Source organism: Citrifermentans bremense, from assembly GCF_014218275.1.
GTDB lineage: Bacteria > Desulfobacterota > Desulfuromonadia > Geobacterales > Geobacteraceae > Geomonas > Geomonas pelophila.
The window spans coordinates 4,204,878-4,225,158 of the sequence record NZ_AP023213.1 but is presented as its reverse complement, the minus strand read 5'-3'; the positions used below and the strand labels follow the sequence as shown (position 1 = coordinate 4,225,158).

The following is a 20,281-nucleotide window of genomic DNA, read 5'->3' as shown; positions in this document are numbered from 1 at the left end:
GCTTGATGACGCTGGTTGCGCTGCCGCTTCTCTCCGCCACCCCGGCCTTCGCCATGCACATCTCCGAAGGGATACTCCCTTTCCACTGGGCCGCCTTCTGGTATCTGGTGCTGGCCCCCTTCGTCGCCCTCGGGGTGAGGCGCCTGAACGCCATCTCGCGCGAGGACCTTTCCCTCAAGCCGCTGGTGGGTCTTTTGGCTGCGGTGGTCTTCATCATCTCCTGCATGCCGATCCCGGTCCCGACCGCCGGGACCTGCTCGCATCCCTGCGGCACCGGCGTTGCCGCTATCCTGGTGGGACCTCTGGTCAGCGTGCTGATCGCCGCGGTCTCGCTGCTGATCCAGGCGCTCTTCCTCGCCCACGGCGGGCTCTCCACGCTGGGCGCCAACACCTTCTCCATGGGGGTGGTGGGCTCCTTTGCCGGGTGGCTCGCCTTTCGTGGCGCCCGGCGCCTGGGGGGAAGCCTCGCCGTCGCCGGGTTCGTCGCCGGACTTCTCGCCGACTGGGCGACCTACGCCGCAACCGCGCTCATCCTGTCGCTCGGCATCCGGGGTGAGGCGTCTTTTACGCCGCTCTTCGTCAAGGTGGTGCTCGCCTTCCTGCCAACCCAGCTGCCTCTGGGGATACTGGAAGGTGTCATCACGGCGGGGATGGTCACGCTTTTGTACCGCAAACGTCCCGATCTCCTGGTGAAGATGCGGGTAATAACGGAAAAGGAGCTCCCTGCCCATGCCTGAACGCAGAAGGAAGTGGAAGATACTGCTGATGCACCTGGTGCTGCTCCCGACGCTTTTGTTCGCGTTTTACTTCTTCACCCTGGCGCCCAAGTCCTGGGAAGGGGTGGACGAGGCGGTGGTGGAGAAGATCGCCAGGGAGCACGGACGCGAGGCAACTGCACCGCTGATCGAGCCGGGCTCCGGTGACCTCCTCCTTTTCGGGTTCCTGGTGGGGGGCGTGGTCGCCGGTTTCGCAGCCGGGTACTATTGGCGCCAGCTGACGGGGAAGGACAAGTAAGATGGCGATGCACCACCTGAAGGCGCATATCTGCGACGCCTCTCACCCGGTCAACCGCATCGACCCCAGGGTGAAGCTCCTCTGCGCCTTGGCGCTGCTGGTCATGGTAATCAGCTGCCGGGGCGTCGCCTTCCCGCTGCTGGTCTCGGTCTCAAGCCTCGCCCTCTGCCGCTACATCGGAACGACCTGGCGCCTCCTCGCCCTGCGCTTTTCCGAGCCGCTCTTCATCGCGGCCACCGTCCTCCTGCTGAAGATGTTCTTTTCCGGGAGCGACCCTCTTTTCTCGTTCGGCGTCGCAGGCTACGAGCTTGCCGCCTACCGGGAGGGGCTGAAAGAAGGGGTGCTCATTGCGAGCCGCATTCTGGGGGGTGTATCGCTCCTTGCCGTGGTCGGCTTCTCGACCCCGTTCACCGACCTGATGGCCGCGCTCTCCTGGCTCAGGGTGCCCCAGGTCCTGGTCGACGTGGCACTCTTCGCCTGGCGCTACCTCTTCCTGCTCCTCGAGGAGGCGCAGGTGGTCTACAACGCGCAGAAGAACCGCCTGGGCTACGTCGGCTACCGGCGCTCCCTCTCCTCGTTCGGGACCCTCGCCGGGGTGCTGGTGATCAAGGCCTTCGACAACAGCCAGAGCATCACCACCGCGATGGTGCAGCGCGGCTACGACGGCGACATGCCCATGACGCTGCAAAGGCCCCTGCGTTTGACCGAGGTCGCCTCCGCCCTCCTGTTCATCCTGGCGATGATCGCCCTCAGAAGCAGCGTGTAAAAAAGGATCAAACGTGGACACAAGAATCTCCGTCGACCTCCAGAGCTACAAGTACCCCGATGGCACCGTCGCCCTCTCCGACATCCGCCTGGCCGTGAAAAGGGGAGAGTTCACCGGCATCCTGGGTTCCAACGGTTCCGGCAAGACCACCCTTTTGAAGGTCATGGACGGGCTGATCAAGGGGTACCAGGGCGAGGTCCTTTTGGACGGTGACAACGTGCTGCGCCTGCACCCCCGGGACATCTACCGCAAGGTGGGGCTCGTGTTCCAGAATCCCGACGACCAGCTTTTCGCCAGCAACGTCTTCGAGGACACCGCCTTCGGCCCACGCAACATGGGATGCGCCGAGGCCGAGGTGCGGAGCCGGGTGGAGCAGGCACTTGCCAGCGTGGACATGGCCGAGTTCGCCGCCAAGGGGATCCACAACCTGAGCTACGGCCAGAAGAAGCGGGTCTGCATCGCCGGTCTTCTCGCCATGGGACACGAGATCCTGCTTATGGACGAGCCGACCGCCGGGCTCGACCCGATGGGGGAGTACCGCATGATGGAGCTCCTGACCCGGCTCAACAAGGAGCAGGGCGTCACCATCGTCATGGCGACCCACAGCGTCGACCTGGTCCCCATTTTCCTGCACCAGCTTCACATCCTGAGCCGCGGGCGGCTGGTGCGCGGCGGCACCCCGGAAGAAGTCTTCACCGCGCCCGACGAACTGGCCAACGTAAAGCTGCGCCTGCCTCACATAGCCGAGCTGATCTACAAGCTGAAGCACGACGAGGGGCTCCCCTTCGCGCGCATCCCGCTCACTATCGGCGAAGCCCGCAGGGAGATAGTGGAGGCCATGGGGAAATAGCTGCGAGTAGCTGCTGTGTTCGTCTACGTAACACCTGCCCCGTTCCAACCTGGAACATCGATTTTATTACTATGTGACAATTCCCTTATCACGTAAAAGAAAACACGTGGTTACGGCCAAGAGGCTGGCGGCACGGATGCTGCTATGCAGGTAAGGGAGTATAACAATGACGGTTGAGCACTCGCAGCGAGCGGATAATAGCCAGCTGGTTGCAGGCTCAAAGGAGTTAGGAATGGGAACTTTATTCATGGTGCTCGGCGCTTTTTATGCGCTGGCACTGGCGGTTCAGGCTGTGTGCTATATGAATAGCGTAAAGAAGCAGGCAGATCTGAAGGAGCTGAAAACTCTGGGTGAGGTGGCCAATCGGGAATGCTGCCAGGCCTAGCAACTGGATCGTGCAACAAAAAGCGGGGCGGTCTTTACAGGCCGCCCCGGTTCCCTGATGTTGCCTTCAACTCAGTACTTTAATTCCAAGACTTTCGCCCGTACCTTCCCGATCATTCCCGCCAGTGCCCCCATCTCGTCCAGCGTTTCCCCGTCCACGAACTTGACGTGGCTCAGGTTGGCCGGCATCTCCCCGAAAGTGGGGTCGATGGGGACCCAGGCTCCCCCCAGGTAGCTTTCGGCCCAGCTATGGTAGAGAAAGCCCTCTCCCTGGTAGACGATGCCTGAGACGAAGCGGGTCGGGATCCCGGCGGCGCGGGCCAGTGAAGCGTAGAGCCTCGCGTGGCTCTGGCAGTTGCCGCTGCGGCTTTTCAGCGTTTCCAGTGAAGACTGGCTGTCGGTGACGGCCCCCTTGATCTCGCGGGCCACCCAGTCGGACAGAAGCCGGGCTACCCGTGCCGGATCCTGCTCGCTTCCACGTATCTCTGAGGCTTTCGCCTTTATCTCCGGGTGATCGCTCGGTATCCGCTCCGCCGGTTCCCGATCGGCGGCGGTCGGGGGCGCCTCTTCGACAGGGGCGGGGTTGGGCAGAGTGATAAGCACCGTGCCGTCCGGCTGGCGCAGCACCTGCTGCCTTTTCCCCTGTAAGAGCGGCAGGTTGGTAGGGAAGCCTGTCAGCTCCAGCACAAGCTTCTGCAATTGGGCGGGACGCTCTATGGGAGGGGTGACACGGATCATGCTGAAATCCAGAATCAGGTCCGTCTTGCAGAGCGCGTCACGTGCCAGTTCGGCACGGGCCGTCGCCTCGTCCTCGGCCTCGGTGACCACCAACCCCTCGCGCACCGATTCCTTGAGCACGTTCCCCTGGAGGTCCACCCAGATATCGTTGTCGACCATGGGGTAGACGTCGTTTTTCAGATGGACCGCCGTCCGCCCGGGGGGAAGCGTCTCCTCGCCTACCACCTCCACCTTGAGTTTCTTAACCTTCTGCGCTTCCACGTCCAGGACGGAGAGCTTGTAGCTTTTCCCCTTGGACGCGCCCTGCATGAGCGGGTAGAGGTTCAGCGCGTGGGGGGGGTAGAGCGCTCCCTTCAACTTCAGGGTCCGCTCCTTCTGTCCGCTACCGGACCGGGAAACGATGGCCACACCTCTGGGAGTGACCTCGCCGGTGATGGCGACCGGGCTGCCGTCGATGCGGTTCTCAGCCGAGAACGATTGCAGCACCAGGTCCCGGGCAACCAGATAGGACTCTTTCGAGGTGGCCTCCCTGGAGAACCCCATCACCCGCATCTTCACGCTACCCTCGGAATCGATGCGGTACCCCGTATCGGTCCGGGTGATGGTTAGCCGGCTGAAGCCGACGCGCTCGTCGCCGAGCTTGATGCTGTACCAGCGCACTCCGAGGGGCAGCTCGGTCAGCTTCGGGAGGGGCGCCGCAAAAAGCTGGAGCGGCAGCAGCACCAGCAGCGAGGTGAAAATTAGCCGCAGTAAGTGTAAGGGAAGATCCATGACTATTCCTCGTGACCCAGCCCATCAAGACGACGCGGGGTCGCCGGACGGCACTGTTATTCGGTGTTGATTCCCATTAGGGTTATCCTTACGGGGTAAAGAATTTCCGGTAACTTATACCACAGCGGAAGCGCACCGCGCAACGCAGGAAAACCGGCTCATAGCGGTGAAAGCGGTACGGCCGCCAACCTCATTAACTACGCCGGCGAAAGAACTCTCTGATTAATTGCATTTAACTCGTTGCAGTTAAATTTCCTGCTGGGTATAATGGGAATAGATAACAGAGTTGCGGAGGATCAAAGGATCCTCCTTCCCCTAGCCGACTTGCCCTCCTAGTCGCTAGGGTTTTTTTTGCCTAAAATTTGACCGATTTTGTGCCAGTTGTTGCACACTTTTCCCGATTCCTATACAATCCCCGCTGTACTCATTAAACAAGTTCCCGCGAGAAGAGGCCGAATGTACCCCATCGTCACCATTACCGACCATTGCCGCAAATGCTACTCCTGCGTCCGAAGCTGCCCCGTGAAAGCGATCAAGGTGGAGAAAAGCTATACCGAGATCATCCCCGAGCGCTGCATCGGCTGCGGCAACTGCCTGAGCCACTGCCCGCAGCACGCCAAGGTGATAGCCGACAACGTCGAGGTGACCAATGCTCACCTTTCCTCCGGCGAGCCGGTGATTGCGGTTCTCGGCTGCTCGTTTCCCTCCTTTTTCCATCACTGCTCTCCCGGCCAGCTCTCGGCAGGGCTCAGGCGGCTGGGATTTGTCGAGGTGCACGAGGGGGCGAGCGGGGTGGAGCTTATCGCGGGCGAATATCGCGACGCCATTGAAAACGCCAACCTGCCGCTTATCTCCTCTCACTGCCCCGCCGTCGTCGACCTCGTGGAGCGGCACTACCCGCAGTTGATCGAGAACCTGGTGGGGGTCGTGACGCACATGGTCGCCATGGGGCGCTTTCTGAAACAGGTCTGGGAGGGAAAGGCCAAGGTCATCTACATCAGCTCGTGCATCGCCGGAAAATTCGAGGTGCAGGCGGAGCAGACCAAGGGGGCGGTCGACGTGCTCCTCACCTATCGTGAGCTGGAGTCCATCTTCAAGGAGCGGGGGATTGACCTCGCAGCGCTGGAGGAGGAGCCTTTCGACGGGAAGGAGCCGCACATGGGAAGGATCTTCCCGCTGTCGCAGGGGTCTTTCCAGGCCTTCGGCATCGAGGCGGACCCGCTCGACACCGAGGTGGTCACGGCCGAGGGGGAGGTCAATGTCATGGGGATCATCAAAGACCTCGCCGCTGGCAGGATCAACCCAAAGCTGGTCGATTTGCGCTTCTGCTACGACGGCTGCATCGGGGGGCCGGGCCGGAACAAGACGCTTACCGAGTTCTCCCGGCGCAACCTGGTAATCTCCCATCACCGCAACAAGATCCCGTACCGCACCTCGCAGGCCTACCTGGACGCGGAACCGGTGTCGCTTTCGCGCACCTTCGCCGACAAGTACGCTAAGCTCCCCACCCCCAAGGCGGGAGATGTGAAAAAGATCCTGCACGCCACCAACAAGTTCACCCAGAAGGACGAGCTCAACTGCCGCGCCTGCGGCTACCGGAGCTGCCGCGAGTACGCCGTAGCCGTGTACCAGGGGCTTGCAGACCTGGAGATGTGCCTGCCGCACAACCTGCAGCAGCTTGAGGAGGAGCGCGGGAGGCTGATCGAGAAGTACGAGCTGGCCAAGAGGGAGCTGGACCGCTACGGCGACGAGTTCATCGTGGGGAGCGACCGCAATACGCTGGAGGTTTTGGACCAGATCAAGCAGGTGGGGCCGACCCCCACCACGGTCCTCGTGCGCGGCGAGTCCGGTACCGGCAAGGAGCTGGCTGCGCGCGCCATTCACCGCTACTCCAAGAGAAACGACAAGCCGCTGGTCACGGTCAACTGCACCACCATCACAGATTCGCTCCTGGAGAGCGAGCTCTTCGGCCACAAGAAGGGGTCGTTCACCGGCGCAATCATGGAAAAAAAGGGGCTCTTCGAGGCGGCGGACGGCGGCACCATCTTCCTCGACGAGATCGGGGACATAACCCCGAAGCTGCAGGCGGAGTTGCTGCGTGTACTCGACCTGGGCGAGGTGAGGCCGGTCGGGGGGACCGCAGCGAAAAGGGTCGATGTACGTCTTATCGCGGCAACCAACAAATCGCTGGAGGACGGTGTCAGGGAAGGATGGTTCCGCGAGGACCTCTATTACCGTCTCAACGTCTTCTCCATCACCATGCCCCCTTTGCGCGAGCGGGTGGAGTCGATCCCCCAACTGGCACACTATTTCCTGGAGAAGGCACGCACGAAACTCAACAAGCACATCGACGGCATCGAGGAGCGGGCGGTCAGCGCCATGGTGAAGTACCCCTGGCCGGGGAACATCCGGGAGATGCAGAACGTGATTGAGCGCGCCGCCGTGCTCACCCACGACGACATCATCAAGCTGGGGAACCTCCCGCTCGCCTTCGCCGAAAGCTATGCCGAGGAGGCCGAGGATGTCATCGACCTGCGTTCCTTCAAGAAGGAGCGTGAGCCCCATGTGCTGCGGGTGGAGAAGAAGCTGATCCAGCGCTATCTAGCCGACGCTGGGGGTAATGTGTCAAAAGCGGCACAACTTGCCAACATCCCGAGGCGCACATTTTACCGTCTTTTGGCGAAACACGGGCTCAAAGGGCGCACGTTAAGGGCGAGGGAGGAAGCTGAGGATTAGCCGGCCCAGAAAAGGCTGGTCAAAATGATACAAATGGGCACATTTACCACGTTTGTGCCAAAAGTGGCCCACTTTGTATACACTGCTTTATAACCTTTTGGGGGCGATTTTTTTTCGGTATACGTGAAAACAACCACTTATCCTCGCTGGTTGCTTATTTTTTGAGTTGGCACGCATATAGCAATATGTAGGGCGTGTGTCACCAAAATTGAGCAACTAAAACAAAAGGAGAGCAGCAGATGGGCAGAATGAGGGAGAACCCGAGGTACAACGTAATTTCCATGAGGATCAGCGACGCAGAGCGTGAGACGCTCGAAGCAATAATGGACTCCACCAAGAAAAGCGTTTCCGACATCATGAGGGAAGCGATGGAACTCGTGAAAGCAAGAAGCACCGAACTTAGCCAGAAGGCGGCCTAAGGCCGCCTCGCAGCACCCAACCCAATAAAAAACGGCCGCGTTAAGCGGCCTTTTTTTATACCTGCAGCAAGCTGAACCCTACTTCACCTTCCAGGTAGTACCCTGCGCGCTGTCCAAAAGGACGATGTTCTTCTCCAGGAGCAGGTCCCTGATCTCGTCCCCCCGCTTGAAGTTTTTCGCCTTCCTCGCCTCGGCGCGCTCGGCTATCAGCGCCTCGATCTCTTCGCTCGACATCTCCATGTCGGAGGTCTTGCGGTCCTTAATGCGTTGCAGGAACGCGGCGGGAACGGAGTCGCAGATCCCGAGCACGGCGGCCAGTTTGCCAACCTCGGCCTTGACCTTTTCCAGGAGCGCCGTAGATGCGGTGGGAAGTTCCCTGTTGACCACGCGCACCAGGTCGAAAAGATGCCCGAGTGCCAGCGCCGTGTTGAAGTCGTCGTCCATGGCATCGCCGAAGCGCCCTGCAAACCCAGCCACCTTCTCCTCGAATTCGGCGTTGTCGGGGCCCGCGGCGGCACTTGCACCCGAAGCCAATCTCTCGTCTATCCCCGCGAGCGCCTTGTAGATACGCTCCAGCCCGAGCTCGGCTTCCTTCAGGTTCTGGTCCGAGAAGTCGATCGGCGAGCGGTAGTGGGCCGAGAGTAGGAAGAAGCGGAGCACCTCGGCGTCGTAGCTCTCCAGGATCTCCTTGATGGTGAAGAAGTTCCCAAGCGACTTGGACATCTTCTCCGAGTTGATGTTGACGAAACCGTTGTGCAGCCAGTATTTGACGAAGGGCTTGCCGGAGGCCGCCTCCGACTGCGCGATCTCGTTCTCATGGTGCGGGAAGATCAGGTCCTTGCCGCCGCCGTGGATGTCGAGAGTCTCCCCCAGGAACTTGGTGCTCATGGCGGAGCACTCGATGTGCCACCCCGGCCTTCCCTGGCCCCATGGGGATTCCCAGAACGGCTCGCCCGGTTTCGCCCCTTTCCAGAGCGCGAAGTCCATCGGGTGCTCCTTCCTCTCGTCAACATCGATGCGGGCGCCCGCCTGCATGTCTTCCAGGTTCCGCTTGGAGAGCTTCAGGTACCCCTCGAAGCGGTCCACGCGGTAGAAGACGTCGGAGCCGGACTGGTAGGCGAATCCTTTGTCGATCAGCTTTTGCACCAGCGCGATGATCTCGGTGATGTGCTCCGTCGCCTTCGGCTGGAAGGTGGGGAGCTGCAGCATGAGCCGCGCCATGTCGTTGTCGAACTCCTTGATGAAGCGCTCGGAGATTTCGTTGTAAGGAACCCCGTCGCGGTTGGCGCGGTTGATGATCTTGTCGTCTATGTCCGTGTAGTTCCTGACGTAGGTGACCTCCAGCCCCTTGGAGCAAAGGTAGCGGTAGATCATGTCGAACACCACGTTGGCGCGGGCGTGACCGATATGGCAGTGATCGTAGACCGTTACGCCGCAGACGTACATGCCGACCTTGCCGGGGTTGATCGGTACGAATTCTTCCTTGCTGCCGGTAAGGGTGTTGTAGACGCGTAAGGGCATGTCAGTTCCTCTTTTCAAAAATGTTGAAGGTCTTGCGACCGCATGTCATCTGTTGCCACTTATCTATTTCAAGCGGCACTCCCCGACGCCGTACAGGCGCGGGGCGATCCATTCTTCCTCTCCCTTTGGGCCTTCACCCACCGTAGGCTTCGGTCCGCAGGTGGGAGAGGGTTGGGGTGAGGGCGCTTCCCCTACTTCTTCTGCTCGCTCCAGGAGTCGCGCAGCGTGGCGGTGCGGTTGAACACCAGCGCGCCCGGTTTCGAGTCCTTGGAATCGAGACAGAAGTAGCCGAGCCTCTCGAACTGGTAGCGGCTCTCCAGGGTGGCGCCGGCGAGCGAAGGCTCGAGCTTGCAGCCGGAGAGGATCTCGATCGACTTCGGGTTGATCGAAGTGCGGTAGTCCGGCTCGTTCTTGCCGCCAGGGTTCGGGGTGCTGAACAGGCGGTCGTACAGGCGCACCTCGGCGTCGACGGCGTGGTTGGCGCTCACCCAGTGGATGGTCCCCTTGATCTTCCTGCCGTCAGGGGCGCTCCCGCCGCGGGAGCCGGCGTCGTAGCTGCAGCGGACTTCGACGATCTCGCCGTTTTCATCCTTCACCACGGACTCGCAGCGGATGATGTAGGCGTAGCGCAGCCGCACCTCCCGGCCGGGGGCGAGACGGAAGAAACCCTTCGCTGGCTCCTCCTGGAAATCGTCCTTCTCGATGTAGACCGTCTTGGAGAAGGGGACCATGCGGGTTCCCATCTCCGGGTCGTTGGGGTGGTTAGCAGCCTCGAACTCCTCGCTTTCACCTTCGGGATACCCTTCGATCACGAGCTTCAGGGGGCGCAGCACGGACATGGTGCGCGGGGCGCGCACGTTCAGGTCCTCGCGCACCGACTCTTCCAGGATGCTCATGTCGATGAAGCTGTCGCTCTTGCCGACACCAATGGTCTCGCAGAAGTTTACGATGGACTGCGGTGTGAAGCCGCGTCTTCTCAGGCCGACGAGGGTCGGCATGCGCGGGTCGTCCCAGCCGTCCACGAGCTTCTCCTGCACCAGTTCCAGGAGTTTTCTCTTGCTCATCACGGTGTAGCTCAGGTTCAGCCTGGCGAACTCGATCTGCTGCGGGTGGCAGGGGACCGGAAGCTGGTCCAGAACCCAGTCGTAGAGCGGGCGGTGGTCCTCGAACTCAAGGGTGCAGACGGAGTGGGTGATCCCCTCGATCGCGTCGGAGATGCAGTGCGCGTAGTCGTACATCGGGTAGATGCACCAGGCGTCGCCGGTTCTGTGGTGCTCCACCTTGCGGATGCGGTAGATGACCGGGTCGCGCAGGTTGATGTTGGGGGAGGCCATGTCGATCTTCAGCCTGAGGACGTTCGATCCCTCCTCGAACTCGCCTGAGCGCATGCGGCGGAAAAGGTCGAGGTTCTCCTCGACGCTGCGGCTGCGGTACGGGCTCTCCTTCCCTGGCTCGTTCAGCGTGCCGCGCAGGGCGCGCATCTCGTCGGCGGAGAGGGAGTCGACGTAGGCAAGCCCCTTCTCGATCAGGAGCACCGCGTAGTCGTAGAACTTTTGGAAGTAGTTCGAGGCGTAGTACATGTGCTGGCCCCAGTCGAAGCCGAGCCACTTCACGTTCTCCTTGATGGAGTCCTCGTACTCGATGTCTTCCTTCGTCGGATTGGTGTCGTCGAAGCGCAGGTGGCAGCGTCCGCCGAAATCAAGCGCCAGCCCGAAGTTGAGGCAGATCGACTTCGCGTGACCTATGTGCAGGTAGCCGTTGGGCTCCGGCGGGAAACGGGTGACGATGCCGGTGTGCTTGCCGGTTTTGAGGTCGTCGGTGACGATGTTCCTGATGAAGTTGGCAGCCTTTTCCGGCGCCGGGGTTTCTGCGGTCTTGGTCTCGGTCATATCGGTTCCTTTGCGCCTGAAATTCGCGGCGCGAAGTGTAATGGGTGCTCCTGATTGCGTCGATGTTGCTGGAGCCGACTAGTCTCCCCGCGCTACCTCCCCCTCCGGGGGCGGGGATTCGTGTGTCGAGATCGGCTTCCTCAAAAAATAAGTGATCTTCCGCTGACCCTCCGCGAAAATTTCAACTAAAGAGTCAATTGCATTCCCCTCGCCCTCTGGGAGAGGGGCAGGGGGGAAGGATGCGGGAATATTACCGCTCTTTCCGCTCCAAAAGGGCAACCCCGTAAGCGGCGATTCCCTCGCCGCGGCCGGCGAAGCCGAGCTCCTCGGTGGTGGTCGCCTTCACGTTGACCCGGTCGTCTTCGGTCGCCAGAGCCCTGGCGATGTTCTGCCTCATCTGCAGGATGAAAGGCGCCAGCTTCGGGCGCTGCGCAACTACGGTGGCGTCGACGTTGCCGATGCGGTACCCCTTGGCGTCGGCAAGCCCCATGACGTGCTGCAGGAGCTTGATGCTGTCGGCCCCTTTGTAGGCGGGATCGGTGTCAGGGAAGTGGCGGCCGATGTCCCCCTCGCCGATGGCTCCCAGGATGGCGTCGGAGATGGCATGCAAAAGGACGTCCGCGTCGGAGTGCCCGAGGAGCCCCTTGGCGTAGGGTACGTCGACCCCTCCGAGGATCAGCTTGCGCCCTTCCACCAGCCTGTGAACGTCGTAACCGTGCCCAATACGCATGTTGCTCATCCCTTTCCTTTCAAAAACGCCTCCGCGAGGACCAGGTCCTCGGGAGTCGTGATCTTGATGTTGCGGTAGTCGCCCGTGACGATGCGCACCTCGCCCCCCTGGTGCTCGATGAGGGAGGCGTCGTCGGTCCCGAGAAATCCTTCTCCCTTGGCACGCGCATGTGCGTCGCGGATCAGGCCGTAGCGGAAAGCCTGCGGCGTCTGCGCCAGCCAGAGCTCTTCGCGTGGCGGTGTCTCGGCGATGACGCCGCCTCGGACCACCTTCACCGTATCCTTCACCGGGACCGCGACTACGGCAGCGCCATACTGCATGGCGGCATCAGCTGCGGTTTTCAGCACCTGCTGCGAAACGAAGGGGCGCACCCCGTCGTGGATCAGCACCAGGTCGTCGTCAGCCGCCGCGCCTGCCATGGCGTCCAGGCCGTTGCAGACCGAGTGCTGCCGCTCCGCGCCGCCGGGGACGATGGAGCGCACCTTGGAGAAGCCGTAGCGGTCGACCACCTCGCTGTGGCAAAAGGGGATCTCCTGCTCAGGAGAAACGAGGTAGATCCCGTCTATGAACGGGGCGGCCTCGAAAACCGAGACGGTCCGGGCGAGTATCGGCATGCCGTCCAGCAGAAGGTACTGCTTGTTGGAACCGGCGCCCATCCTTTTGCCCATTCCGGCGGCAGGTATCAGCGCGAAAATCCTGCTCAAGGGTTACCTCTGAAGGTTCAAACGTCGGTTCTGAAACCGCCGAATTATACAGGTTGAGGAGGAAAAAACCACATAATTCTATGTCTGGCGACTCTCCCGAACCTGTCAGCCGGCCTCCCCTTAATGGGGGGTGTGGAAGACCAGGTACTGACTTGGCAGACGAGTGAGGGTCGCCGCGCCGTCGCTACCCTGCCAGGTCGGAGATGGCCTTGGCGAGGTCCGGAAGGTCGCTGTCCAGCAGGGTGCGGGGGTCGAGCAGGAAGGCGTTCTTGTTGATCCTGCCGATCACCGGGATCTCCGATTTCCTGAGCCGCGACTCGATCTCGTTGGGGGTGAGTCCCTCTACGGCGACCTCGATCAGCATGCTGGGGAGGTTCAAAAGCGGCAGCGTCCCGCCGCCGGCCTGGGAAAACCCCTCGCTCAGCTTGAAGCTGATCCCCTGCGCCGTGCGACGGCGTAAAAAGCCGGCGACCTTCTTGGCGCGCGCCGTCAATTCGGGAAGGGTGGCGGTCAGCATCTTAAGCGTCGGCACTTCCTTGAGCGCGACCATCTCATCCCGGTACAGGGCGAGCGTCGCTTCGAGGCTCGCCAGGGTGAGTTTGTCCATCCTGAGCGCGCGCAGCAACTGGTGCTTTTTCATCGCCTCGATGAACGGCTTCTTCCCGACGATGATTCCGGCCTGCGGGCCTCCCAGGAGCTTGTCGCCGCTGAAGGTGATGACGTCGACCCCGGCGCGCACGAAATCCTGCACCGTCGGCTCCGGTACCGGCAGGCGACCGGAGAGGTCTATCAGGTTGCCGCTCCCCATGTCGGCGAGCACCGGGACACCGGCGGCGGCGCCAAGCGCCACCAACTCCTGCGCGCTAACCTCGGCGGTGAAGCCAAGGACGGCGAAATTGCTGCAATGCACCTTGAGAAATACCGCGGTCTGCTCGTTCACGGCACCGCTGTAGTCCTTGGGGTGGGTCCGGTTCGTGGTCCCGACCTCCTTCAACGTCACGCCGGAAAGCCGCATCACCTCAGGGATGCGGAAGGATCCGCCGATCTCCACCAGCTCCCCGCGCGAGACCACCGCTTCGCGTCCGGCGGCCATCGAGCTCAGCGCTAGAAGGACGGCCGCGGCGTTGTTGTTGACGACGATGGCGGCCTCAGCCCCGGTCAGCTCGCAAAGAAGCGCCTCCACATGGCTGTAGCGGCTGCCGCGCACCCCGGCGTCCAGGTCGAACTCAAGGTTCGAGTAGGAAAAGGCTATGGTATTGAGCGCGTCGCGCGCTGCCTCGGGGAGGATGGAACGTCCAAGGTTGGTATGGATTACGATGCCGGAGCCGTTGATCACCCTGCGTAGGCTGGGCCTGGAAAGCTGGGCCAGTTCCCGGGCCACCTCCAGGCAGACGGCGGGTTCCTGGAAGGCGGAGTCGTCAAGACCGCCTGCGCGGGCGCCGCTGCGCAGCCTCTCCAGTACGCTGCGGACGGCTCTCAGCACCAGTTCCCTTGGGTGGGTCGCGATAAGCTTGCGCACCGGTTCCCACTCGAGGACCCGGTCGACTTTCGGGATCAATTTAAGCTGCTGCACCGGCACCCCCTCCTGCATCGAATGGCAAAGGGCTAATTTAGCTCAAAGCGGCGCCGGAGGCAAAGGAAAACAGGCGGAAGCAGGAGAGGCAATTGACAATTGACGATGGACAATTGACAACGAAAGGCGAGGAGAGACAGAAACCGGATTGAAAATTGACAACGGACGATTGACAACGCGAGGCGGTTGAGACGCAAGCTGGCTCGACGGTGGTAACTGACGACAAATAGATGGCAATGGAGTTAAAGAGTTAGGATGAGACAGGATGGAAGAGGGTGAGAAGCGATGGACAATTGTCAATCGTCAATTGTCCATTGTCAATTGGTGTTAAAGGTCCAGTCCTTTGCTGTTCCAGAGCTCGGTGGCGCTCTCCTCCTCGATCAGGACCTTACCGCCGTACTCCGCGTTCTTTTGCACCAGCATCTCGGCTAGGACCGCGTCCCTGTTGCGGAACGCTTCGATGATCTTCTCGTGCTCCTCTACGGAGAGCTGCATCCTCCCGGGCTTGCTGAGCGACGCCATGCGCAGGCGTTGGAACTTCTTCAGGAGCTGGGCGATCATCTCGTGCAGCTTCTCGTTCCCGGCGCCCCTGATGAAAAGGTCATGGAAGCTGTTGTGCACTTTGAAGAAGTGGCGCACATCCCCTTCCGCGGCGATCTCCCTCAGCTTCTCGTTGATCGCCTCGAGCTTGTTGATCTCGCGGGTGCTGAGCATCGAGCACGCCTTGCGGGCGGCATACCCTTCGAGGATGCTCTTGATAGCGTAGAATTCTTCGACGTCCTTCGGGGAGAAGCAGGCAACCAGCGCCCCCTTGCGTGGCACTACCGAGAGGTACCCTTCCGATTCCAGCTGCCGGAACGCCTCGCGGATGGGGGTACGGCTGATGCCGAAGCGGGAGGCAAGTTCGGGCTCTGCGACCTTCTCTCCGGGCTTGAGAGCACCTGACATGATCGCGTCCCGGATGGTCTCAAGTATCCGTTCTCTAAGGGTAAGGTGCTTCTCCACGCTCTTCTTCATACGGACCCCCTAAATGATCGGCCGTATTGTATACAGTATCCAAAGATTGTCAAGAACTTCCCTTTGTATTTATAGACTTTCACGTGAAAACACTTGAAATATCAAGACGGCAACGGTATCTTGCCCCCCTGAGGGAGTATTGCCTATGGATCCGGTCCGGCACCTGAAAATCTCGTTGGGAGTATTGTTGCTCCTGCTGTCGTTCGGCACCTTCGGCTATATCGCCATCGAGGGGTGGGACGCACTCGACGCCCTTTACATGACGGTGATCACCCTGGGCACCGTCGGCTTCAGAGAGGTTCACAACCTGAGCCCGGCCGGGAAGATCTTCACCATGCTGCTGATCTTCTTCGGCGTCGGCGTCATAGGTTACATCGTGGGCAGCCTGGCCCAGATCATGTTCGAGGGGCAGTTTCAGCGGATCATGGGGAGGAAGAAGGTGGAAAAGGCGATTGCTGCGCTGGAAGGTCACTACATCATCTGCGGGTTCGGACGGATCGGGTCACTGATCTGCAAGGAGTTTTCGGCGAAGCCGCTGCCGTTCGTGGTGGTGGAAAAGGATGCGGCCATGGTGGATCTCATGGAGCAGGACGGGCCGGGGTACCTGGTGCTGCGCGGCGACGCCACCATCGACGACGTACTCCTGAAGGCGGGGATCAAGAAGGCGAGGGGGCTGATTTCCGTGGTCACCTCGGACACTGAGAACGTCTACATAACCCTCACCGCCCGCGGCTTGAACCCGGACCTCTTCATTCTGGCGCGCGCCGGCGAAGAGGGGTCGGAAATAAAGCTGAAGCGGGCCGGCGCGAACAAGGTCGTCTCTCCCTACCTCATCGGCGGCTCCCGCATGGCCCAGGCCATACTGCGGCCAACCGTGGTCGACTTCATCGAGATCGCCACCGGGCACGAGCACATGGAGCTGCAGATGGAGGAGATCATGATCCCCCATCGCTGCGGCTTCATCGGAGAGACACTGGCGAGTTCGGGGTTCAGGAAGGAGACCGGGGTCATCATCGTCGGCGTGAAAAAGCAAAACGGCAAGATGGTGTTCAACCCGGAGTCCCACACGAAGCTGGAGGCGCACGACACGCTGATCGTTTTGGGCGAGCCCGGGGCGATCCAGAAACTTGAACAGCTGGTGGGGTGCGACTCCTGCGCCGAGGAGCTGATCAAAAAACACAGGAAAACTAATGGCTAAGCGCGTTTTCGTCCACGTCCCCTATCTGCAGATCGAGCAGCATCTTCCCTTCATCCTGGAGCGTAGACTCAACCCGGAGATCTTCTTTTCCGCCGACGCCCTGGATGCCCTGGCGCCGGCTCCGCTTGCCACCACGGCGCAGACGCTGAGAGATGCAGGGCTTAGTTGCACCATCCATGCGCCGTTCATGGACCTGAACCCGGGGTCCTTCGAGAAAATGCTGAGGGCCGCCACGGTGCGCCGTTTCCAGCAGGTGCTCGACGCAGCGCAGACTCTGCGCCCGGAGGTGATGGTGTTCCACCCCGGGTTCGACCGCTGGCGCTACGGGGAAGCGTCAGCGCAGTGGCTCGAGCTGAGCGTCGCCGTCTGGCGGGAGGTGCTGGTGCGGGCGGAGGAAATCGGCACGGTCATCGCCGTAGAGAACATCTTCGAGGAGGAGCCGTCGACCCTGAAGGCTCTCTTCGAGGCGGTGGAGCACCCGCGTCTTGGGCACTGCTTCGATGTGGGACACTGGAACCTGTTCAAAAAGGTGGGGATGGCGGAGTGGTTCGACGCGCTCGGGGGGAGGATCGCCGAGGTGCACATCCACGACAACGGCGGCACCCGCGACGACCATGCCCCTCCGGGAGAGGGGGAGGTCGACTTCGTGCAGTTCTTCGACCTGATGGAGCGCTACGCCCCCAACGCTGCCTACACCATCGAGGCGCACAGCAGGAGAGACTTGGAGAGGTCGCTTGAGGCGCTCAAGCCCTACCTTGGATAGAGGCGCCGCCTGCGGCGCTTGAGCGTCGCGGCGAGGTAGCCGACGACGGCCACGTTGACGATAAAGAGAGCGATGCGGGGCCAGACAGGCTTGCGCCAGATCTCGAAGAGTTCGATAGGAAGATAGATGCCTCCCGACAGAAAGCCCAGCCACTCCGCCCATGGCTGCTCTTTCCACAGCCCGTACGCTTCCGCCAGGCGCACCGCCGAATAGGCAAGCGCCGACAGGGCGAGAAGCCAAAGCTGCGGTTCGGTGATGCGGTTCGCAGTGTCGATGAAGATTGAGGGGTAGTGCCTTGCCGGGTTCATGTGCAGGACCTCGACCAGCTGCACGGCCATCTGGTGCAGGTCCTTGTGGATCAGCGTGAGCACGCCGCATCCGGCCGCGAGCACGATGATCCCTTTCATCCCTTCCATCACCGAGACTAACCGCAGCCCCTTGTAACTTGTCCCCTTCATCCCCGCCCCTCCGCCGGGCGCCGTCAGGCCTGCTGCAGCACCTTGAGCGACACCCCTTCCACCAGATCCTTCACCCTTTCGCGGTATTCCAGCATGTGGGCCGACTCCAGGTGCCGGTTGAGCGCCTCGAGATTCTGCCACTTCTCCATCACCGTCACGACCTGCTGGTCGAGCTTCTGCACCCCGATTCCCGACTCGACGTCGACCGCCGGGAAATATTCGACGCACCCTTGCTCGTCCCGGACCTTGGGGACGTTCGCGTTGAAGATCTCCAGGAACTCTTCGCGCTTCCCCTCCTTCACCGTTATCGAAGCTACCACACAGATCATTGTCATCCTCCCGATTATGTTGGATCTATTCGCGATAAGCCCCAGCCGGCTTATGGCATTTACCTGATATCTTCCCATCACCCCCGGAAGATGAAGAATACCGCTCCCGCCATGCAGCAACCTGCCCAGAGGTAGTCGAGCTTGAGCGGCTGCCCCATGTAAAAGACGGCAAAGGGGACGAAGACGGAAAGGGTGATTACTTCCTGCATTATTTTTAATTGTCCCAGGTTAAAAGTGCCGTAGCCTGCGCGGTTGGCTGGGACCTGCAGCATGTACTCGAAAAGGGCGATGCCCCAGCTGGCCAGGATCGCCACATATACCGGCGCGCTGCGCAGGTCCTTCAGGTGGGCGTACCAGGCGAAGGTCATGAACACGTTCGACAATACGAGCAGAATTATGGTTCTCATTGCGGTCCTTCATGGGAGTCGTGGTCTTGTCCCGGAGCATGGGCTTGGGGGCCGGGGGCGGCTAAAAAAGATTCAGGCAAGCCGGCAACTGCGCAGCATAGCACGACAGCGGGCGCCGGTGCAAAACTTTGGCGCTGACGGCTGCGTCCCCTTTCAAAAGCAAGTAAATTTATGTACCAATAATAATTAATAAAAACACTATTTAACTTCTACCTCGAAGTAACAATTGTTTACAGGACGCAAATGCAGTAGCATGCAGGGGTTTGCGCTGGATCAGCTGCATTTTTTTCCTGCTGCTGAATAATAATTTGCCGAGGCTACACAGGCTCACCGGGAAAACCAGATACTGCCACCTTTTTCCCTGAGACACAAAATTTTGCGCCGTACTTTATCTCCAAAGGACCGGCGTTATTTTCCAGAAGGGAACGAATCTATGATCATGAAGAAACAGGAAGCGTATTTGAAGGAGTGGCAGGGGCACGAGGAGCTTGCAGAGCAGATGCTCCCCATCATCGGTCGCTTGTACCGTGACCACAACATCGTGACCACCGTGTACGGCAAGTCGCTGGTCAACACCCCGACCATCGACATCCTCAAGGCACACCGGTTCGCCCGCCTGATCCTCGACGGCGAACTGACCGTGCAGGAGACTTACCCCATTCTCGAAGCCATCGGCAAGATGGACCTCGCTCCGGCCCGCATCGACCTGGGGAGGCTGGCGGTCCGCTACCAGTCGCAGCAGGGGATTTCCGTCGCCGATTTTGTGAGCCGCGAGCTTGCCTCCGTCAACACCGGCCGCACCCCGCTTTTGGACGAGCCGCAGGACATCGTGCTCTACGGCTTCGGCCGCATCGGGCGCCTGGTGGCCCGGATCCTGGTCGAGAAGTCCGGCTCCGGCGAGAAGCTCAGGCTCCGCGCGGCGGTGGTCCGCAAGGGCGGCCCCGACGACCTGGTGAAAAGGGCGAGCCTCTTGCGCCGCGATTCGGTGCATGGCCCCTTCAACGGGATCATCACCATCGACGAGGAAGAAAACGCGATCATCGCCAACGGCAACATGATCCGCATCATCTACGCCGATGCGCCGGAGAACGTGGACTACGCGCAGTACGGCATCCATAACGCCATCGTCATCGACAACACCGGCAAGTGGCGCGACCGCGAAGGGCTCGGGCGTCACCTTAAGGCGCCGGGGGTCTCCCAGGTCGTCCTCACCGCCCCGGGCAAAGGGGACATCCCCAACGTGGTCTTCGGCGTCAACAACGAGCTGATCACCTCCACCGAGAGCATCTTCTCCGCGGCGAGCTGCACCACCAACGCCATCGTGCCGGTGCTCAAGGCGGTGAGCGACAACTTCGGGATCGTGAGCGGCCACGTGGAAACCTGCCACTCCTACACCAACGACCAGAACCTTATCGACAACTACCACAAGGCGGACCGCCGCGGGCGGAGCGCCCCTTTGAACATGGTCATCACCGAGACCGGCGCTGCCAAGGCCGTCGCCAAGGTGCTTCCGGAGCTGACCGGGAAGCTCACCGGCAACGCCATCCGCGTCCCGACCCCGAACGTCTCGCTGGCGATCCTGAACCTGCAGCTCAAGTCGGAGACCGACGTCGCGACCCTGAACGGTTACCTGCGGGCTATGTCGCTTGACTCGCCGCTGCAGAACCAGATCGACTACACCAACTCCCCGGACGTCGTCTCCAGCGACATGGTCGGTTCGCGCCACGCCGGCGTGGTCGACTCTCTCGCCACCATCGTCCAGGGCAACCGCTGCGTACTTTACGTCTGGTACGACAACGAGTTCGGCTACAGCTGCCAGGTAGTGCGCATGGTGCAGAAGATGGCAGGTCTGGAACTCCCGGTGCTGCCGGCTTAACAGGCTAGATTCAACTAGAAACGCCGAGGGGGCATCCGGGAGACCGGGTGCCCCCTTTTTTGATCCTCCGCTGGAAAAGGTCACTCCGCTTCACCTTGCGCGTTCCGTTTTCTCTTGTCAAAACGGCCATTCAGGGTA

At 61.0% G+C, this 20,281-nt stretch carries 20 protein-coding genes; 10 read left to right on the top strand and 10 right to left on the bottom strand.

All coding sequences use genetic code 11. The features are described from left to right. The first annotated feature begins 5 nt into the window (after positions 1 to 5). The 5 genes from GEOBRER4_RS18800 to GEOBRER4_RS18785 all read left to right on the top strand — a co-directional run bounded on the left by GEOBRER4_RS18800 (position 6) and on the right by GEOBRER4_RS18785 (position 3,015). On the top strand, positions 6 to 737 hold the full coding sequence (locus tag GEOBRER4_RS18800) for an energy-coupling factor ABC transporter permease (RefSeq protein ID WP_226377968.1): 732 nt from the start codon (positions 6 to 8) through the stop codon (positions 735 to 737). Next, entirely contained in the window at positions 730 to 1,014 is a 285-nt protein-coding gene (locus GEOBRER4_RS20180; RefSeq protein WP_226377836.1) for a cobalt ABC transporter permease, read from the top strand. Before GEOBRER4_RS18800 ends, GEOBRER4_RS20180 begins: the two co-directional genes overlap by 8 nt. A 1-nt stretch (position 1,015) precedes the next feature. Beyond that, positions 1,016 to 1,780, top strand: coding sequence for a cobalt ECF transporter T component CbiQ (cbiQ, locus tag GEOBRER4_RS18795; RefSeq protein WP_185243539.1), 765 nt, complete (start codon positions 1,016 to 1,018; stop codon positions 1,778 to 1,780). A 13-nt stretch (positions 1,781 to 1,793) separates the two neighbouring features. Further along, positions 1,794 to 2,630, top strand: a complete 837-nt coding sequence (locus GEOBRER4_RS18790) for an energy-coupling factor ABC transporter ATP-binding protein (RefSeq protein ID WP_185243538.1) — start codon at positions 1,794 to 1,796, stop codon at positions 2,628 to 2,630. A 166-nt stretch (positions 2,631 to 2,796) separates the two neighbouring features. Continuing rightward, positions 2,797 to 3,015 carry a hypothetical protein gene (locus GEOBRER4_RS18785; RefSeq protein ID WP_185245374.1) on the top strand — a complete coding sequence of 73 codons (219 nt, stop codon included), beginning with the start codon at positions 2,797 to 2,799 and terminating at the stop codon, positions 3,013 to 3,015. A gap of 71 nt (positions 3,016 to 3,086) precedes the next feature. Here GEOBRER4_RS18785 and GEOBRER4_RS18780 read toward each other — a convergent pair whose 3' ends face one another. Continuing rightward, complete coding sequence (locus GEOBRER4_RS18780) at positions 3,087 to 4,523, bottom strand: transglutaminase-like domain-containing protein (RefSeq protein ID WP_185243537.1); 1,437 nt, start codon at positions 4,521 to 4,523, stop codon at positions 3,087 to 3,089. A 456-nt stretch (positions 4,524 to 4,979) separates the two neighbouring features. Here GEOBRER4_RS18780 and GEOBRER4_RS18775 point away from each other — a divergent pair, with 456 nt between their 5' ends. Both GEOBRER4_RS18775 and GEOBRER4_RS18770 read left to right on the top strand, forming a co-directional pair. Beyond that, entirely contained in the window at positions 4,980 to 7,259 is a 2,280-nt protein-coding gene (locus GEOBRER4_RS18775) for a sigma 54-interacting transcriptional regulator (protein ID WP_185243536.1), read from the top strand. Positions 7,260 to 7,498: 239 nt separating this feature from the next. Next, entirely contained in the window at positions 7,499 to 7,678 is a 180-nt protein-coding gene (locus GEOBRER4_RS18770; RefSeq protein ID WP_012532229.1) for a hypothetical protein, read from the top strand. Positions 7,679 to 7,756: 78 nt separating this feature from the next. Here the strand turns inward: GEOBRER4_RS18770 and cysS are convergent, their stop codons facing one another. From cysS to GEOBRER4_RS18740, 6 genes are all read right to left on the bottom strand, one after another. Next, entirely contained in the window at positions 7,757 to 9,199 is a 1,443-nt protein-coding gene (cysS, locus tag GEOBRER4_RS18765) for a cysteine--tRNA ligase (protein ID WP_185243535.1), read from the bottom strand. A 191-nt stretch (positions 9,200 to 9,390) separates the two neighbouring features. After that, on the bottom strand, positions 9,391 to 11,088 hold the full coding sequence (locus GEOBRER4_RS18760) for a glutamine--tRNA ligase/YqeY domain fusion protein (protein ID WP_185243534.1): 1,698 nt from the start codon (positions 11,086 to 11,088) through the stop codon (positions 9,391 to 9,393). A gap of 250 nt (positions 11,089 to 11,338) precedes the next feature. Further along, on the bottom strand, positions 11,339 to 11,818 hold the full coding sequence (gene ispF / locus GEOBRER4_RS18755; protein WP_185245368.1) for a 2-C-methyl-D-erythritol 2,4-cyclodiphosphate synthase: 480 nt from the start codon (positions 11,816 to 11,818) through the stop codon (positions 11,339 to 11,341). A 5-nt stretch (positions 11,819 to 11,823) separates the two neighbouring features. Next, the gene (gene ispD, locus GEOBRER4_RS18750; protein WP_185243533.1) at positions 11,824 to 12,522 is read right to left on the bottom strand and encodes a 2-C-methyl-D-erythritol 4-phosphate cytidylyltransferase; all 699 of its coding nucleotides are present in this window, start codon (positions 12,520 to 12,522) and stop codon (positions 11,824 to 11,826) included. A 184-nt stretch (positions 12,523 to 12,706) separates the two neighbouring features. Further along, entirely contained in the window at positions 12,707 to 14,113 is a 1,407-nt protein-coding gene (gene selA, locus GEOBRER4_RS18745; protein ID WP_185243532.1) for an L-seryl-tRNA(Sec) selenium transferase, read from the bottom strand. A 309-nt stretch (positions 14,114 to 14,422) separates the two neighbouring features. Continuing rightward, on the bottom strand, positions 14,423 to 15,112 hold the full coding sequence (locus GEOBRER4_RS18740; protein WP_185243531.1) for a GntR family transcriptional regulator: 690 nt from the start codon (positions 15,110 to 15,112) through the stop codon (positions 14,423 to 14,425). Between the two features lie 145 nt (positions 15,113 to 15,257). Between GEOBRER4_RS18740 and GEOBRER4_RS18735 the strand changes: the two genes are divergently transcribed. Both GEOBRER4_RS18735 and GEOBRER4_RS18730 read left to right on the top strand, forming a co-directional pair. Beyond that, the gene (locus GEOBRER4_RS18735; RefSeq protein WP_185243530.1) at positions 15,258 to 16,310 is read left to right on the top strand and encodes a potassium channel family protein; all 1,053 of its coding nucleotides are present in this window, start codon (positions 15,258 to 15,260) and stop codon (positions 16,308 to 16,310) included. Next, on the top strand, positions 16,303 to 17,073 hold the full coding sequence (locus tag GEOBRER4_RS18730) for a sugar phosphate isomerase/epimerase family protein (protein WP_185243529.1): 771 nt from the start codon (positions 16,303 to 16,305) through the stop codon (positions 17,071 to 17,073). The genes GEOBRER4_RS18735 and GEOBRER4_RS18730 overlap by 8 nt, the downstream gene beginning before the upstream one ends. Here the strand turns inward: GEOBRER4_RS18730 and GEOBRER4_RS18725 are convergent. The 3 genes from GEOBRER4_RS18725 to GEOBRER4_RS18715 all read right to left on the bottom strand — a co-directional run bounded on the left by GEOBRER4_RS18725 (position 17,061) and on the right by GEOBRER4_RS18715 (position 18,267). Beyond that, complete coding sequence (locus tag GEOBRER4_RS18725; protein WP_185243528.1) at positions 17,061 to 17,531, bottom strand: DUF2127 domain-containing protein; 471 nt, start codon at positions 17,529 to 17,531, stop codon at positions 17,061 to 17,063. The two genes, GEOBRER4_RS18730 and GEOBRER4_RS18725, sit on opposite strands and share 13 nt — an antisense overlap. 23 nt (positions 17,532 to 17,554) lie before the next feature. Continuing rightward, entirely contained in the window at positions 17,555 to 17,860 is a 306-nt protein-coding gene (locus GEOBRER4_RS18720; protein ID WP_185243527.1) for a putative quinol monooxygenase, read from the bottom strand. A gap of 77 nt (positions 17,861 to 17,937) precedes the next feature. Next, a complete protein-coding gene (locus GEOBRER4_RS18715) occupies positions 17,938 to 18,267 on the bottom strand; it encodes a DMT family protein (protein ID WP_085814738.1) in 330 nt (109 codons plus the stop codon). 433 nt (positions 18,268 to 18,700) lie between these two features. On the opposite strand from GEOBRER4_RS18715, the gene GEOBRER4_RS18710 reads away from it, so the two are divergent. Then, on the top strand, positions 18,701 to 20,143 hold the full coding sequence (locus GEOBRER4_RS18710; RefSeq protein WP_185243526.1) for a glyceraldehyde-3-phosphate dehydrogenase: 1,443 nt from the start codon (positions 18,701 to 18,703) through the stop codon (positions 20,141 to 20,143). Positions 20,144 to 20,281: the final 138 nt, after the last annotated feature.